This is a genomic window from Streptomyces sp. OR43 (assembly GCF_008042275.1).
In the GTDB taxonomy this organism is placed as follows: domain Bacteria; phylum Actinomycetota; class Actinomycetes; order Streptomycetales; family Streptomycetaceae; genus Streptomyces.
In genome coordinates, this window is sequence record NZ_RDBK01000043.1 from 2,758,117 (window position 1) to 2,773,544 (window position 15,428).

The 15,428-nt window shown below is 70.8% G+C and carries 10 protein-coding genes and 1 pseudogene; 2 read left to right on the top strand and 9 right to left on the bottom strand.

The annotated features are described in order from the left end of the window. Window positions 1-29 precede the first annotated feature (29 nt). The 5 genes and pseudogenes from EAO72_RS31460 to EAO72_RS31480 all read right to left on the bottom strand — a co-directional run bounded on the left by EAO72_RS31460 (window position 30) and on the right by EAO72_RS31480 (window position 4,964). Window positions 30-2,442 (bottom strand): annotated as a pseudogene (locus tag EAO72_RS31460) (FtsX-like permease family protein). Continuing rightward, window positions 2,439-3,125, bottom strand: coding sequence for an ABC transporter ATP-binding protein (locus EAO72_RS31465; RefSeq protein WP_148020475.1), 687 nt, complete (start codon window positions 3,123-3,125; stop codon window positions 2,439-2,441). The pseudogene EAO72_RS31460 and the gene EAO72_RS31465 overlap by 4 nt, the downstream one beginning before the upstream one ends. Continuing rightward, window positions 3,122-3,646, bottom strand: coding sequence for a PadR family transcriptional regulator (locus EAO72_RS31470; RefSeq protein WP_148020476.1), 525 nt, complete (start codon window positions 3,644-3,646; stop codon window positions 3,122-3,124). Before EAO72_RS31470 ends, EAO72_RS31465 begins: the two co-directional genes overlap by 4 nt. Window positions 3,647-3,738: 92 nt before the next feature. Then, window positions 3,739-3,936 (bottom strand): type II toxin-antitoxin system antitoxin, encoded by a 198-nt coding sequence (locus EAO72_RS31475; protein WP_410090551.1) that lies wholly within the window; start codon window positions 3,934-3,936, stop codon window positions 3,739-3,741. Window positions 3,937-3,992: 56 nt separating this feature from the next. Continuing rightward, complete coding sequence (locus tag EAO72_RS31480) at window positions 3,993-4,964, bottom strand: SPFH domain-containing protein (protein WP_148020478.1); 972 nt, start codon at window positions 4,962-4,964, stop codon at window positions 3,993-3,995. Between the two features lie 222 nt (window positions 4,965-5,186). Here EAO72_RS31480 and EAO72_RS31485 point away from each other — a divergent pair, with 222 nt between their 5' ends. Further along, window positions 5,187-7,487: a transglycosylase domain-containing protein gene (locus EAO72_RS31485; RefSeq protein WP_148020479.1), complete on the top strand. Its 2,301-nt coding sequence runs from the start codon at window positions 5,187-5,189 to the stop codon at window positions 7,485-7,487. Between the two features lie 87 nt (window positions 7,488-7,574). Here EAO72_RS31485 and EAO72_RS31490 read toward each other — a convergent pair whose 3' ends face one another. The 4 genes from EAO72_RS31490 to EAO72_RS31505 form a co-directional block, all read right to left on the bottom strand. Beyond that, the gene (locus EAO72_RS31490; RefSeq protein ID WP_148020480.1) at window positions 7,575-9,044 is read right to left on the bottom strand and encodes a catalase; all 1,470 of its coding nucleotides are present in this window, start codon (window positions 9,042-9,044) and stop codon (window positions 7,575-7,577) included. 123 nt (window positions 9,045-9,167) lie between these two features. Then, entirely contained in the window at window positions 9,168-11,084 is a 1,917-nt protein-coding gene (locus EAO72_RS31495; RefSeq protein ID WP_148020481.1) for a SpoIIE family protein phosphatase, read from the bottom strand. A gap of 394 nt (window positions 11,085-11,478) precedes the next feature. Beyond that, entirely contained in the window at window positions 11,479-12,198 is a 720-nt protein-coding gene (fomD, locus tag EAO72_RS31500) for a cytidylyl-2-hydroxypropylphosphonate hydrolase (protein ID WP_148020482.1), read from the bottom strand. Window positions 12,199-12,242: 44 nt separating this feature from the next. Then, window positions 12,243-13,643: a class II fumarate hydratase gene (locus EAO72_RS31505; protein ID WP_148020483.1), complete on the bottom strand. Its 1,401-nt coding sequence runs from the start codon at window positions 13,641-13,643 to the stop codon at window positions 12,243-12,245. A gap of 137 nt (window positions 13,644-13,780) precedes the next feature. On the opposite strand from EAO72_RS31505, the gene EAO72_RS31510 reads away from it, so the two are divergent. Beyond that, window positions 13,781-15,307 carry a ricin-type beta-trefoil lectin domain protein gene (locus tag EAO72_RS31510; RefSeq protein ID WP_148020484.1) on the top strand — a complete coding sequence of 509 codons (1,527 nt, stop codon included), beginning with the start codon at window positions 13,781-13,783 and terminating at the stop codon, window positions 15,305-15,307. Window positions 15,308-15,428: the final 121 nt, after the last annotated feature.

Sequence of the window (15,428 nt, forward strand, 5' to 3'; positions counted from 1 at the left end):
TGCGGGGTCCGGCCGGCCGTCGGGTCCGCCTACTCGCTGCGCAGCCCGTCGGGGCGCATCAGGCGCCACAGGACCGGCAGCGAGAGCAGGGTGACCAGGAGGATGAGGGCCGCGCCCGCGCCGGCCAGGGGCAGGAACAGCCACCAGCCGGACACCTCCTTGCCGACCATCCAGCACAGGGCGGCGCCGAGCGCGAGGCCGCCGGCCACCGCCACCGCGAGCCCGATGACCACCGGGATCGCGGTCTGCCACAGCACCGACCAGCCGAGGGTGACCCGGCGGGTGCCGAAGGCGACCAGGACCGACAGCAGCCGCTTGCGTTCGCGCAGTTGCTCCAGCTGGGAGACGAGCATGGACGCGGCGATCAGCAGCAGGGTGGCGGTCGCGCCGACCTGGAGGCCGGTCTGGATGCTTTCGTACTGCCGGTTGCGTTCGACCGAGTTCAGCGTGACCAGGCGCATGCCGGGGTCGAGCCGGGCCGCCGTGTTGCGTACGTACTCGGCGACGTCCGGGACGCTTTCGTCGACGCGGATCTGCGAGATGGTCTGGGCACCGGGCAGGGTCCGCGCGTCGATCGCTCCGGGCGTGACCAGGATGCCCGAGCGCTCCTCGCCGTACGGGTCGGTCCGGGCCGCGACGGTCCGGGAGCCGGCCGGCAGCGTCCAGTGCAGCGGCTTGCTCCGGCCGTAGGTGTCGAACTCGATGACCTTGCCCTTGCGGGCGGTCTGGTCGACCCAGCCGGCCTGTTCCTTGTCCTTGGGGTGGGCGACGAACGTGTCCCCGTCCCGGCAGGTGGTGATCCTGGCGAGTTCACGCAGGGTCGCGCAGTCCCCGACGGTGAACGAGGTGGTGGGCTGGATCTCGTCGTCGGTGTACTTCCCCGGCTTGGTCGCGTAGGCCTCGATGGTGCCGATGACCGTGGTGACGCCCTTGGTGGCGCGGAACTCCTTGATCGACTGGAGGGCGGCGTCGCCCCGGACGATCTCGGAAGCGGCGTAGAACTGGGCGCGGGACGGGTCCTGGCCTGTGATCCGGTTGAAGTCGTCGTTCATCGCGGCGAACAGCATCTGCAGGGCCACAGCACCGGCCACGGCGACGGTGACGCCGCTGACCGCGCGGGAGGCCGCCCCGCTGCTCAGCTGGAGCCGGCGGGTGGCGAGCTGCCAGGGGACCGGGCCGCCCCGCAGCCGTCCGACGCAGGCCTCGACCAGCCAGGGCAGGAGGAGGGCCAGTCCGACGAGGACGAGCACCGCGCCTGCGGCGATCGGGTACGGGTTGACGACGCTGTACTCGTCGATCTTTCCGCCGAGTCCGAAGACCGCGAGACCGGCGGTCGGCAGCAGCAGACGCCACCAGAGGCGGCGCCCCCGGTCGCGGCCGTTGCGTACGACGCCGAGCGGCTCGATGACCACCGAGCGCATCGCGGCCAGCGTGACGAGGACGGCGGTGAGCGGAACGGCTACGGCGATCAGCGCGGCCAGCCGGAGGTCGGGGGCCAGGTCGGAGGGGAACGCGCTGGTGTCCCAGACCTCGATGTGGCCGACGAACCGGCGGGCCACCAGGAACATGACCAGGCCGATGAGGAGGCCGAGCACCGAGCCGGTCAGTGCCTCACCGGCCGCGATCCGGCGGGTCATCCGGATGTCCGTACCGACCAGGCGCAGGGCGGCGAGGCGGCGGTCGCGGCGGTCGCCGCCGAAGCGTACGGCGGTGGCGATGAAGATGGCCACGGGAGCCAGCAGCACCACGCAGACCATGATGATCAGCACGAGGAGGATCGGGGGCATCGGGTCGGAGGGGCCGGGCCGGCCGTATCCGGCGATGCGATGGCCGCCGGATGCCCCGGTCAGGGTGTCGGAGCCGGCGTAGAACCACATCTCGCCGGGCGAGCGCAGACCCGCTTGCGCGATCGTGCCGGTCACCTCGTACGGCAGCCGCTCCCTGAGCAGCTTGTTGCCGGGGTCGTCCAGGAGATCGCGGAGGGCGGGGGAGACGACCATCTCGCCGGGCGACCATCTCGCCGGGGGCGGGAAAGGCCGTGATGCCCGGGGGGACGACCGGGTGGCTGCCGTCCGCGCGCATCAGGAAGCCGGTGATGGTGCGGTCGCGGAACTCGGTGCTCGCCTCGATCCGCAGGACCGTGGTGTCCGACTTCCTGGCCTGCGCGTCGGGCGACTCCGAGATCTTCGTTTCGGAGCGGGCCTGCTCACGGGCCGACCGCTCGTCGAGCATGTGCGGGACGGACGCGGCGGTGAGCAGCAGCGCCACGCCCAGGCCGACGCCGACGGCGGTGAGCAGTGTGCGGATCCAGCCCTCGCGGCCGCCGCCGGCGGCGAACCGGATGCCGAGCCGGAGGTCGCGCAGCCAGGAGGCGGCACGTGACGGGGGTTCGGGAGGGTGCGCCGGGCCGGCCGGGGGCCGCTTCTGGTCGAGCATGGTCATACGGCGTGCTCCAGGTCGCGGGCCCGGCCGTCGCGGACGGTGATGTCGCGGTCGGAGTAGGCGGCGACGCGGGCCTCGTGGGTCACGAGCACCACGGCGACGTGGGAGGAACGGGCCGCGTCGGTGAGTAGTTGCATGACGCGTTCGCCGTTGAGCGAGTCCAGGGCGCCGGTCGGCTCGTCGGCGAAGATCACCTTCGGGGACGCGGCCAGGGCGCGGGCCACGGCGACACGCTGGCCCTGGCCTCCGGACACCTCGCCGGGGCGCTTGGCGCCGATGTCATCGACCTCCAGGCGCTCCATCCACTCCAGGGCGGTGCGCTCGGCGGCTTTGCGGCGGGTGCCGTTCAGCCGCATCGGCAGGGCGACGTTCTCCACGCAGGTCAGTTCCGGGACGAGCTGGCCGAACTGGAAGACGAAGCCGAACTCGCTGCGTCGCAGGGCGCTGCGCTCGGCGTCGGACATGGTGGAGAGCTCGCGTCCGGCGTAGGTGATGCTGCCGGAGTCCGGGGTGATGATGCCGGCGAGGCAGTGCAGCAGGGTGGACTTGCCGGAGCCGGAGGGGCCCATCACGGCGACGACCTCGCCGGGGTGGACGGAGAACGAGGCGCCGTCGAGTGCGGGGGTCGGCCCGTAGGCCTTGTGCAGATCGTGGGCGGCGAGCAGGGAGCCGGCGGGAATCACGGGGCCACCACCTTCGCGAGCTGGCCGAGTCGCGCGGCGGTGAGCTCCAGCCAGCGCAGATCGGCTTCGAGATGGAACAGGGCGTGGTCGCAGATCAGCTGGTCGGCGAGGTCGCCCCGGCGCTTGCGATCGGTGAGGATGCGCATCATGCGCAGGTGCTCGGAGCGCTGGGCGTCGAGCACGTCGGCGGCGCTGCGGCCGGTCAGCATGGCCAGGACGACCTTGGTGTACAGGGTCGACTGGAGGTACGGCTCCGGCTTCTCGGGCTGCGCCAGCCAGGTGGCGACGTCGGTGATCCCGGCGTCGGTGATGGCGTAGCGCTTGCGTTCCGGGCCGCCGTCCGTCTCCACGCCGTCGACCTCGACGAGGCCGTTCTTGAGGAGGCGGGACATCGTCGAGTAGACCTGTCCGTAGTGCAGGGGACGGTCGTGGCCGAACTTCTCGTCGAAGGTCCGCTTGAGGTCGTAGCCGTGACGGGGGCCGGACTCCAGGAGCCCGAGCAGGGTGTGGCCGATAGACATACCGAGGACTGTACACGGTGTGTATACCTGCCGTGTATACCGGTCGCCGGGGGCTCGGGTCAGTGGCCGGGGCCGCAGCGGGCCCCGGTGGATCACTCCGGCTCCGGTGCCTCCGGAGCCTTCGGGGGGCGCCCGCGGCGCGGGATCGGCGCCGCGCCGCCGGGCAGCCGGCCCGCTTCGGCGAGCGCCCGCCGCAGCAGGAACTCGATCTGGGCGTTCGCGCTGCGCAGTTCGTCCGAGGCCCAGCGGGCCAGGGCGTCGTGGACGGCGGGATCCAGCCGCAGCAGCATCTGCTTGCGCTGCTGCGGCCCGGACTGCGGCGCGCGGCGCCGCGGGGTCTGATCCGTCACTGGTAGAGCGTGCCCGTGTTGAGGACCGGCTGCACCGCGCGGTCGCCGCACAGCACCACCATCAGATTGCTGACCATGGCCGCCTTCCGCTCGGGGTCGAGCTCGACGATGTCCTGCTCGGTGATCCGGGTCACCGCCATCTCGACCATGCCGACCGCTCCCTCGACGATCAGCTGCCGGGCCGCGACCACCGCTCCGGCCTGCTGGCGCTGGAGCATCGCGGAGGCGATCTCGGGGGCGTACGCGAGGTGACTGAAGCGGGACTCGATGATCCGTACGCCCGCCGCCCGGACCCGTGCCGTGAGCTCCACGGCCAGCTTCTCGGTGATCTCCTCGGCGTTGCCCCGGAGCGAGAGGCCGCCCTCGTCGTGGGCGTCGTACGGGTACTCGATCGCGATGTGCCGGACGGCCGCCTCGGTCTGGGTGGCGACGAACTCCAGGAAGTCGTCGACCTCGAAGAGCGCCTGCGCGGTGTCCTCGACCTTCCAGACGACGATCGCGGCGAGCTCGATCGGGTTGCCGTAGGCGTCGTTGACCTTGAGGACCGCGGTCTCGTGGTTGCGGACCCGGGTGGAGATCTTGCGGCTGGAGGTCAGCGGGTTGATCCAGCGCAGCCCGTCGGTGCGGATCGTGCCCACGTAACGGCCGAAGAGCTGGATCACCCGCGCCTCGCCCGGTGCGACCATCTTCACACCGCCCATGCAGAAGAACGAGGCGATGACGAGCAGGACGCCCAGGATGCACAGCGGGACGCCGAGGCCGTTGTTCCCGTTCGAGCCGATGACGCCGCCGAGGATGGCGAGGCCGACACCGACGACCACCCCGATCACGGTCAGCAGGAGGCCGAGGCCGCCGGCGATGCTGTGCGCCCTCGTCTCGCGGACCTGCGGTTCCGGCATGTCCGGTGCGTCCGGAGTGAGGTCGGCCCGCGGTTCGGCCGAGGCGTTCGGGTTGAGCGGTTCAGTCATGGAATCCCCCGTTTCGACTGGCTAGCGATGAGCTAGCAATGTGATTACACATTAACGGATATCGCAACCCTGCGCACCCCTCGTGAGTCGGTTCCCATGGGAACGGGTGCTCATTGTCACGTCCGGAAAAGGCGGGATCGCTCGCTTTTTGTCCTTGCCAACGGTGTTAGCTGGCAGGTCCGAGCTGATCCGGTCGAGCAGAGAAACGGGAGCAACACAGCAATGGGTCGAGCGGATGCGCGACGAGCCCAGCGGCGCGGGTCGCGGCGGGCCGGGAAGAGCGGCGGCATACGCGGACTCTTCACCTGGCGGAAACTGCTGGGCACGGCCCTCGGTGTCTGCCTGCTGGGCATGGGTGCCTTCGCCGTGCTCTACATGATGGTGAGCGTGCCCGAGGGCAACGCCCAGGCCAAGCTGCAGAGCAACATCTACAAGTACTCCGACGGGACCCTGCTGGCCAGGACGGGTGAGGTCAACCGCGAGATCGTGGACCTCGCGCAGGTACCCAAGGAGGTCCAGATGACCTTCGTCGCCGCCGAGAACAAGTCCTTCTACCAGGACAAGGGCGTCGACTTCAAAGGCACCGCACGCGGCCTGCTGAACACCGTATCGGGCAAGGGCAAGCAGGGTGGCTCGACCATCACCCAGCAGTACGTCAAGAACTACTACCTCGACCAGGACCAGACGGTCACCCGCAAGCTCAAGGAACTGGTCATCTCGCTGAAGGTGGACCAGAAGCGGAGCAAGCAGGAGATCCTCGCCGGGTACATCAACACCAGCTACTACGGCCGGGGCGCCTACGGCATCCAGGCCGCCGCGCAGGCGTACTACGGCAAGGACGCCGAGGACCTGAACGTCGCCCAGGGCGCCTACCTCGCCGCGCTGCTCCAGGCCCCCAGCCAGTACGACTGGGCCGTCGCCGGCCCGAAGGGGAAGGCGCTCGTCCAGGAGCGCTGGAACTACGTGCTGGACAACATGGTCGAGGAGGACTGGCTGGACGCCGGCAAGCGCCAGGGCCTGAAGTTCCCGATTCCGCAGGACCCCAAGCCGCTCAACGGCGTCGCGGGACAGAAGGGCTACATCGTCGAGGCGGCCCGCAAGGCGGTGCTGGAGGAGACGGGTCTCAGCAGCGACCAGTTCGACCTCGGCGGCTGGACGATCACCGTCAACATCGACAAGAAGAAGCAGCAGGCGCTGGAGAAGTCGGTCGAGACGAAACTGATCGACAACCTGGACACCAAGAAGCGCAAGCTCGACCAGGACATCCAGGCCGGAGCCGTCTCGGTGGACCCGAAGACCGGCGCGGTGCTCGCGCTGTACGGCGGACGCGGTCAGAACGAGCACTGGACGTCGAACGCCACCCGCCCCGACTACCAGCCCGCCTCCACCTTCAAGCCCGTCATCCTCGCCGCGGCCCTCGACCAGGAGTCGGTGACGCAGGACGGTCAGGAGATCACGGCCAACACCCGCTACGACGGCACCAGCAAGCGGCCGGTCGTCGGGAGTGACGTCGCCTTCGCGCCGGAAAACGAGGACGATCAGGACTACGGGCAGGTCACCGTCCAGACCGCGATGAACAAGTCCATCAACTCGGTCTTCGCGCAGATGGGCGTGGACGTCGGCATGGACCAGGTGCTGAAGACCGCCGGCGAGCTCGGCATGGACGTGAAGAATCTGGACCACGGTCCCGCGCAGACGCTCGGCTCCATGGGCGCGAGCCCGATGGCCATGGCCGGCGTCTACGCCACGCTCGACAACCACGGCAAGAAGGTCACCCCCCAGATCGTGAAGTCGGCCGTGCACCAGGGCGAGGAGCCGGTGCAGCTGCCCGACGCGATCGGCGACCAGGTGATCAGCCGCCAGGCCGCGGACTCCGTGACCTCGGTGTTGACCGGCGTGGTCGACGACGGGACGGCCCAGGGCTCGGTGCGCAACGCCGAGGGACTGGCCGACCAGGACATCGCGGGCAAGACCGGTACCTCGGACGACAACAAGTCGGCCTGGTTCACCGGCTACACCCCCGACCTCGTCACCTCGGTCGGCCTGTTCGGCGAAGCCGCCTACCCGCGCACCGACGACGACGGCAAGAAGGTCCAGAAGGGCGCGCAGGTGACCCTGAAGGGCGCCGGCGGCGGCGGCCGCGTCAACGGTGGCGGCTTCCCGGCCCGGATCTGGGCGGACTTCACCGCGAAGGCCATGGGCGAACCGAGCGAGTTCGTGCTCGACACCGACATGGGCGCCGCGGTCACCCCGCCGCCGGACACCAGCTCCCCGAGCGCGACCACGTCACCCTCCGAAGAGGCCTCGCCCTCCGACGAGCCGACCACCCAGGCACCGACGACCACACCGCCCGCCACGACCGAACCGCCGGAGACCACCCCGCCGCCCACGCCGACCGGCGATCCGACGACGACCCCGCCCACCGACCCGTCGACCGAGCCGGGCCCGTCGGACACCGCCGGACTCCCGATCGACCCGGGAGGCAACAACCGGCCGGGCAACGACGACGCCGTGACGCGCTGACACGGCAGTCGCCGCAACGGGCGGTGTGCGGGGGAGAGACCCCGCACACCGCCCGTTCCCGTGTTCCGGGACCGTGGGGCCCGTGATTCAGCCGCCGTCGACCTTCTTCGCCACCCGGTCGCCGAGGTCCTTGTCCACGTTGCGCCAGTACTGCAGTGCCCGGTCCAGGACCGGGCGGCTCACGCCGTCCAGCAGATGGCCGGAAATATTCGACACCAGGCGTTCGCGTGCCGCGTCGTCGAGGACCGTGCGGACCATCGTGCCCGCCTGGCCCCAGTCGTCGTCGTCCCGGCGCAGCGTGTACGCCTCGTGCACCATCTCGCCCGCCGTGGCCCAGCCGGCCGGCTCGCCGAAGCGCGCGGTGTCCGCCTCGGGACCGCCGTACGAGTTCGGGGCGTAGACGGCACCCGTACGCGACGGCTCGTAGCGCATCGGGCCGTCCTTGGAGTACGAGTTGCGCGAGAAGCGCGGCCGGTTCGGCGGCAGCTGCGCGTAGTTCGGGCCGATCCGGTACCGGTGGGTGTCCGGGTAGGAGAAGAGCCGGCCCAGCAGCATCTTGTCGGGCGACGGACCGATGCCGGGCACCAGGTTCGACGGCTCGAAGGACGCCTGCTCGATGTGGACGAAGAAGTCCTCGGGGTTCTCGTTCAGCGTCATCCGGCCGACCTCGGTCAGCGGGTAGTCGCCGTGCGGCCAGACCTTCGTCAGGTCGAACGGGTTGAACCGGTAGTCCGGTGCGTCGTCGAACGGCATGATCTGGACGGAGAGCGTCCAGCTCGGGTGGTCGCCGCGCTTGATCGAGTCGAACAGGTCGCGGCGGTGGACGTCACCGTCCGTGCCGGCCATCGCGTCGGCCTCGGCCTGGGTGTAGAACTCGATGCCCTGGTCGGTCCTGAAGTGGTACTTCACCCAGAACCGCTCGCCGCCCGCGTTGACCCACATATAGGTGTGCGAGCTGAAACCGTCCATGTTGCGGTACGTCTTCGGGATGCCCCGGTCGCCCATCAGCCACGTCACCTGGTGCGCGGATTCGGGGGACAGGGTCCAGAAGTCCCACTGCATGTCGTGGTCGCGGACCGCGCTGTCGGGCCTGCGCTTCTGCGAGCGGATGAAGTCCTGGAACTTCATCGGGTCCCGGACGAAGAAGACCGGCGTGTTGTTGCCGACCATGTCGTAGTTGCCGTGCTCGGTGTAGAACTTCAGCGCGAAGCCGCGGGGGTCGCGCCAGGTGTCGGGGGAGCCCTGTTCACCGGCGACCGTGGAGAAGCGGGCGAGCATGGCGGTCTGCTTGCCCGGCTGGAAGAGGTCGGCCTTGGTGAACTGACTGACGTCGTTGGTCACCTGGAAGAAGCCGTACGCGCCCGAGCCCTTGGCGTGGACCACGCGTTCGGGGACCCGTTCACGGTTGAACTGGGCCATCTTCTCGATGAGGTAGTGGTCCTGGAGCAGGATCGGCCCGTCGGTGCCGACGGTGAGCGAATGTTCGTCGCTCTCCACCGGGATCCCGGCGTTGTTCGTGGTGTAGGGGGCGTTCTTGGTCCTGGGTTCCTCGGTCACGAGCGTCCTCCCGTCGGTGGGGGTTTCGGTCAGGTCGCTTCGTACACGCCTGAAGTCAACTCCGCCGAGTGGAGGACGGCAACATTTCGGCACCCTCGGTGACCAGGGCTTCGACGGCCCCGGTCACTGCCCCCGGGTGGGCATCTCGAACCAGACCACCTTGCCGGTCGACAGACGCGTCGCGCCCCACCGCCGGGCCAGCCGGTTCACCAGGAACAGGCCGCGGCCGCCCTCGTCCATGTCCCGTGCCCGGCGCTGCCGGGGCAGCTGCGGGGCGTCGTCGCCGACCTCGCACCGCAGGATGTCGGTCCGCAGCAGCCGCAGGGTCACCGGCCGCTCCGCATACCGCACGGCGTTGGTCACCACCTCGCTGACCAGGAGCTCCACCGAGTCCGCGATGTCGTCGAGCCCCCACCGGCTGAGCGCCCGGCGGGCCAGCCTGCGGGCCTTGCCCGGGGCGGAGTCCTCAGGTTCCAGGAACCAGTACGCCACGTCGCTCGGCGCGATCCCGTCGAAGCGGGCGGCGAGCAGCGCGATGTCGTCGTCCCGGTCGCCCGGGCCGAGCATGTCCAGCACGTCGTCGCAGAGGGCCTCCAGCGGCGGCGAGTGGTCCGGGCCGGTCAGCCGGGCCGTGGCGGCGAGCCGCTCGCGCAGCTGCTCGATACCCGTCCAGACGTCCCGCAGCCGCGACTCGACCAGCCCGTCGGTGTAGAGGAGCAGGGTGGCGCCCGCGGGCGCGTCCAGCTCGACGGCCTCGAAGTCCACGCCGCCGACGCCGATCGGGGCGCCCGGCGGCACCTTCAGTACCTCGGCCCGGCCGCCGAGGTGGAGCAGGACGGGCGGCGGGTGACCGGCGTTGGCGATGGTGATGCGGTGCGCGACCGGGTCGTACACCGCGTACAGGCAGGTCGCCATGCGGTCGCTGCCGAGCCGCTGGGCCTGCTCGTCGAGGTGGTGCAGGACCTCCTGCGGGGGCAGGTCGAGCCCGGCGAGCGTCTGGGCCGTGGTGCGCAGCTGGCCCATGATCGCCGCGGAGGTCATCGAGTGGCCCATCACGTCGCCGACGACCAGGGCGACCCGGCTGCCGGGGAGCGGAATCGCGTCGTACCAGTCGCCGCCGACCCGGGCGGTCTCGGCGGCGGGCAGGTAGCGCGAGGCGAGCCGGACGCCGGTGGGCTGGGGGAGCGAGTCGGGCAGCATGGTGCGCTGGAGCTCGTCGGCGATGTACGCCTCGCGGCCGTACAGCACGGCCTTGTCGATGCCGAGCGCGGTGTGCGTCGCCAGCTGGGCCGCGACCAGCAGGTCGTTGGCCTCGAACGGCGGGCGCTCGGTGCCGCGCAGGAACACCGCCGCGCCGATCACCCGGCGCCGTCCGCGCAGCGGCGCCAGGATCGCCCGGTGGCCGGACGGCACCACGCGGTCCGCGCCGAGCAGCTCGGGCAGCGCGACCCGGGCCGCGGCGGAGTCGCCGAACACCGGACGCACCCCGCGCAGCACCTCGGCCAGCGCGCCGCCCGCCAGGACCTCACACAGTTCGGCGGCGGGCGTCAGACCGGCCTGCGGGTCGGCGGCGGGCAGCCGCAGCCGCTCGCTTTCCGACAGGTTCTCGGTGTCCTCGTCGCTCAGCCGCAGCCGGTCGGAGCGGCGCAGCCGCAGCACGAACGGGTTGACGGGCCGCTCGTCGCCGACCGGCAGCGGGTCGCGGAGGTAGACGAGTATGGCGTCGGAGAACGTCGGCACACTGGCCCGGCAGAGCCCCAGCACGATCTCGTCCAGGTCTATCCCGCGGGCGATCCGCCTGGTCGCGGCCCCGACGAAGCGCAGCCGGTCGCCCTCGCGACGGGATGCTGCCTGCGGGTCGGGGCCGGCCGCGGGACCCGTGCCGGCAGCGGCCGGGTTCGGGCCCTTGGCCGGTGCCGGGATCGCCGCGGTGGCAGGGGCCGGGGCCGACGCGGCGTCACGCTGCCGCGGCCGGGTGCGTTCCTGCGACCGGGCGGCGAGAGGCTGCCGGCCTTCGTGGGAGGTGGGATGCTCCGTCACGCGTGGGGTTCCGTCCGTCCGGGCCGGTTGTATGAGGCAATCACCTCGTGGAGCGCTACTGTGCCCCGGCATGAGCGGCAATCACAACGGCTGACATCTCGTGCCCCGGAACTCGGGGCCGAAACCGGATGTCCGCGCCGGGTGTCCGTGACAACGTTTCCGGCGCCGGGGCGGCGGACAGCGAGCACGTCTCCACCCCCTCGTCGTGGCTCATGCGATGCGGACAACTCGTGCGACTCGCACGACTCGTACCGCTGCTGCGGTTCATGAAGTGTGCACGTGTGCGATGACTCGGTGACTTACGGTCAGGTCGTGTGCCGCGCCCGTCGGTTGGGGCGGAGCTGATCTTCTCGGGACGATCCTACGTTTGCCCCCCTGGGGTGCATCAAGGGTCTCACGACGGCATGGGGGAGGGGGTGCGGTCCCAGTCATCCGGCAACCGGTCCCAGTCGGCCGGCAGCGCGGGCACCCGCCAGTGCGGATCGGGCCGCCAGTCCTCCCAGCCGTCCCGGAACGGCGTCCCCCACGCGCGGATCACCCCGACGGCCGCGCGCCCCGCCGCCAGCACCTGCCGGGCGGCGTCCGGGCTCATCAGGCCGACCCGCTGGGCCTGGGCGAACTCGTCCTCGTCGCGCCAGAGCCAGCTGTGGTCCGGGTAGACCGAGATGTCGAGGAAGTGGTCCTCGGAGTCGATGCCGCCGGCCCACCGGGTCCGCGGTTCCTCCAGGTTCACGTACCAGCTGCGGAACTGCCAGCCCCGGTCCCAGAACAGCCACACGGACCACGGTTCGCCGGGCCGGGCCAGCTTCAGCACCCCGTTGCCCAGCCAGGGCGAGCGGGCGGTGGTGCGCGGGGCGGTGTACCGGGTGGCGAGCGGTTCGGCGTGCACCTCGGTGCCGTCGGCCAGCACCGGCTTCACGCACTCGGTACCGGGCGCGACCCAGACGGCGAGCAGCTCGTCGGTGTCCTGGACGACGGTGACCGGACGGCAGATGTGCACGGGGTTCGGGGTCCCGGCGGGCGCGGGGCCGCGCCGCCGCGGTCCGTTGCCGCGGTAGCGCCACAGGATCTGATCACCCGGCGCCCAGCGCTCGGTCTCTCCGGTACCTGTCATGGAGAGATCTTAGTGAGAGAGCCGTTCCTCCGCAGCGACGCACGTCACGGACGCGTCATACGCAACACGTCCAGCGCCTCGTCGAGCTGCTCCACCGTGAGGTCGCCGCGCTCGACGTAGCCCGAGTCCAGCACCACCTCGCGGATCGTCCGGCGTTCGGCCAGGGACTTCTTGGCGACCTTCGCGGCCTCCTCGTAGCCGATGTACTTGTTCAGCGGGGTGACGACGGACGGCGAGGACTCCGCGTACTCCCTGGCCCGCTCGACGTTCGCCGTGATGCCGTCGACCGTACGGTCCGCGAGCAGCCGGGCGGCGTTGGCCAGGAGCCGGACGGACTCCAGCAGGTTCTTCGCGATGACCGGGAGCATGACGTTCAGCTCGAAGTTGCCGGCGGCGCCCGCGACGGCCACCGTCGTGTCGTTCCCCGTCACCTGGGCGGCGACCATCAGCACGGCCTCGGGAATGACCGGATTCACCTTGCCCGGCATGATCGAGGAGCCCGGCTGGAGGTCGGGGAGGCTGATCTCGGCCAGTCCGGTGCGCGGTCCCGACGCCATCCAGCGCAGATCGTTGGAGATCTTGGTGAGGGAGACCGCGATCGTGCGGAGCTGGCCGGAGGTCTCGACGAGGCCGTCCCGCGCGCCCTGTGCCTCGAAGTGGTTCCGGGCCTCCGTGAGCGGCAGCCCGGTGACGCGGGCGACCTCGGCGATGACCGCGGCGGCGAAGCCGGGCGGGGTGTTGATACCGGTGCCGACGGCCGTACCGCCCAGCGGCAGTTCGGCCAGGCGGGGGAGCGAGCCGCGCAGCCGCTCGATGCCGTAGCGGATCTGTGCCGCGTACCCCCCGAACTCCTGGCCCAGGGTGACCGGGGTGGCGTCCATCAGATGCGTACGCCCCGACTTCACCACGTCCGCGAACTCCTCGGACTTGAGCTCCAGCGCCACCGCCAGATGGGCCAGGGCCGGGATCAGCTCGCGTGTCACCGCGTCGGCAGCCGCGATGTGGATCGAGGAGGGGAAGACGTCGTTGGAGGACTGCGAGGCGTTGACGTGGTCGTTGGGGTGGACCGCGCGGCCGAGGCGCTCGGTGGCGAGCGTGGCCAGGACCTCGTTCGTGTTCATGTTCGACGAGGTACCGGAGCCCGTCTGGAAGACGTCGATCGGGAAGTGCGCGTCCCAGCGCCCCTCGGCGACCTCCGCCGCGGCCTCCTGGATGGCCTCCGCGATCTCCGGGTCGAGCACGTCCAGTTCGGCGTTCACCTTGGCGGCGGCGGCCTTGACGCGCGCGAGGGCCGCGATGTGCGCCCGTTCCAGACGCTGTCCGGAGATCGGGAAGTTCTCCACGGCACGCTGGGTCTGGGCCCGCCATTTCGCGTCGGCGGGCACCCGCACCTCGCCCATCGAGTCGTGCTCGACGCGGTAGTCCTTGCCGGTTCCCTCGTCCATGGTGATCCAACCTCCCTGTAGGACCGCCCACCACTCCCGGGCGGTCGAAAAAGATGAGCACTTGTCTTGTTCCATGTATTCCCAAGTCGTCTACCGACCAGTAAATACCGGGGGTAACAACAACCTCGGGAGGCGCAATGAGACGTACCGGACACCGACTCCGATGTACGGTCGCGGCCGTCGCGGCCATGGCGGCGGCATTAGGCGGCATGACCGTCGCCGCCGGTCCGGCGGGTGCTGCCCAGCCCGGTACCAGCAGTACCGCATCCACCGCCCTGCCGCCGGAACTGGAGGCCCTGCGCGCCGCCGAGGCCACCCGGCTGTACGGCGACCCGGCCGAGCGCCCGCTCGCCGAACGCAAGACCGGACTCATCTCGCTCGGCGACAGCGAGATCTCGGGCGAGGGCGTCGGCACGTACGAGGCGGGGACCAACGGCCCCGACAACTGGTGCCACCGCTCACCCGACGCCGCCATCCACCGCACCGGGATCCCGGCCGACGTCACGTACAACGTCTCGTGCTCCGGCGCGTACACCGGAAACATCGTCATCGGCGGCTCGAAGCAGTACGCCGACGAACTCGTCCAGAGCGACAGCCTCGCCATCAAGGCGCGCAACACCCGCATCAAGATGATCGTGCTGGTGGCGGGTGCCAACGACGACCTCCAGTTCGGCCCGGTCATGACGGACTGCGTCACGCGCTGGGTCCTCAGCCAGGGAACCTGCGAGCCCAAGTACGACGGCGGCTGGCAGGCCCGCGTCGACGGGCTCGTGCCCAAGGTCGAGAAGACCGTGCGCGACCTGCGGACGGTGATGACCGGCGCCGGTTACGCCGACCGCGACTACAAGCTCGTCGTGATGGGCTACCCGAGCCCCATCGGCCCGGACTTCTACGACAACCCGAACTTCCCCGGCAAGCTTCCCGGCGGCTGTGCCGGATACGACTCCGACGCCGCCTGGGGCCGTAACGTCGCCGTTCCCGCCTTCGAGCGGGGCATGCGCAAGGCCGCCGCCGACACCGGGGCGGTCTACCTCGACAACTCCCGGCTCTTCCACGGCCACGAGGTGTGCAGCGAGTCCACCTGGGCCCGCGGCCTGTACATCGACCTCGGGCACTTCCCGCCGGACTCCAACTCCCTGAGGCAGTCCTTCCACCCGAACGCGGCCGGCCACGGCGCCTTCGCCTCCTGCCTCACCCAGATCTACGACTCGGGCCTGCGTGAGGCGAGCTGCGCCGACCCGGCGAGCACCGGGAAGCCCGTACTCCGGGCCGCCGCCTGGGACGACGCCTTCGAGCCCCTGCGCGGCGAGGCGACGGGCAGCTGCCTGGACGTCCCCGCCTCGGTCACCCGCAACAACACCGGTGTCACCGGCTGGGAGTGCCATGGCGGGCGCAACCAGGGCTGGTGGTACGACTCCGGCACGAAGAACCTCCGCACCGAGCTGAGCCACGACCGCTGCCTGGACGTACCGGGGGCCAAGTACACGGCGGACGCGGCCCTCATCCTCTACAACTGCTCGGGCGCGGCCAACCAGCAGTTCGTCCGGCAGTCGGGCACCCTGCGCCCGGCCGCCTCGACCGGGCTGTGCGCGACCCTGGCGGGCGCCCATGACCCGCTGAGGCTGCAACCCTGCGACGGCGGCGCGCAACAGCGCTTCGCGTAGCCGTCGGACCTCTCGGGGCGTCCGGTACGGGGCGGGGCGTCCGGTACGGGCTTCCCGGTGCTCGCCGGGTCGGCGCAGCTCGCCTCACGCAGGCCCGAGTCGTAGATCTGGGTGAGGCAGG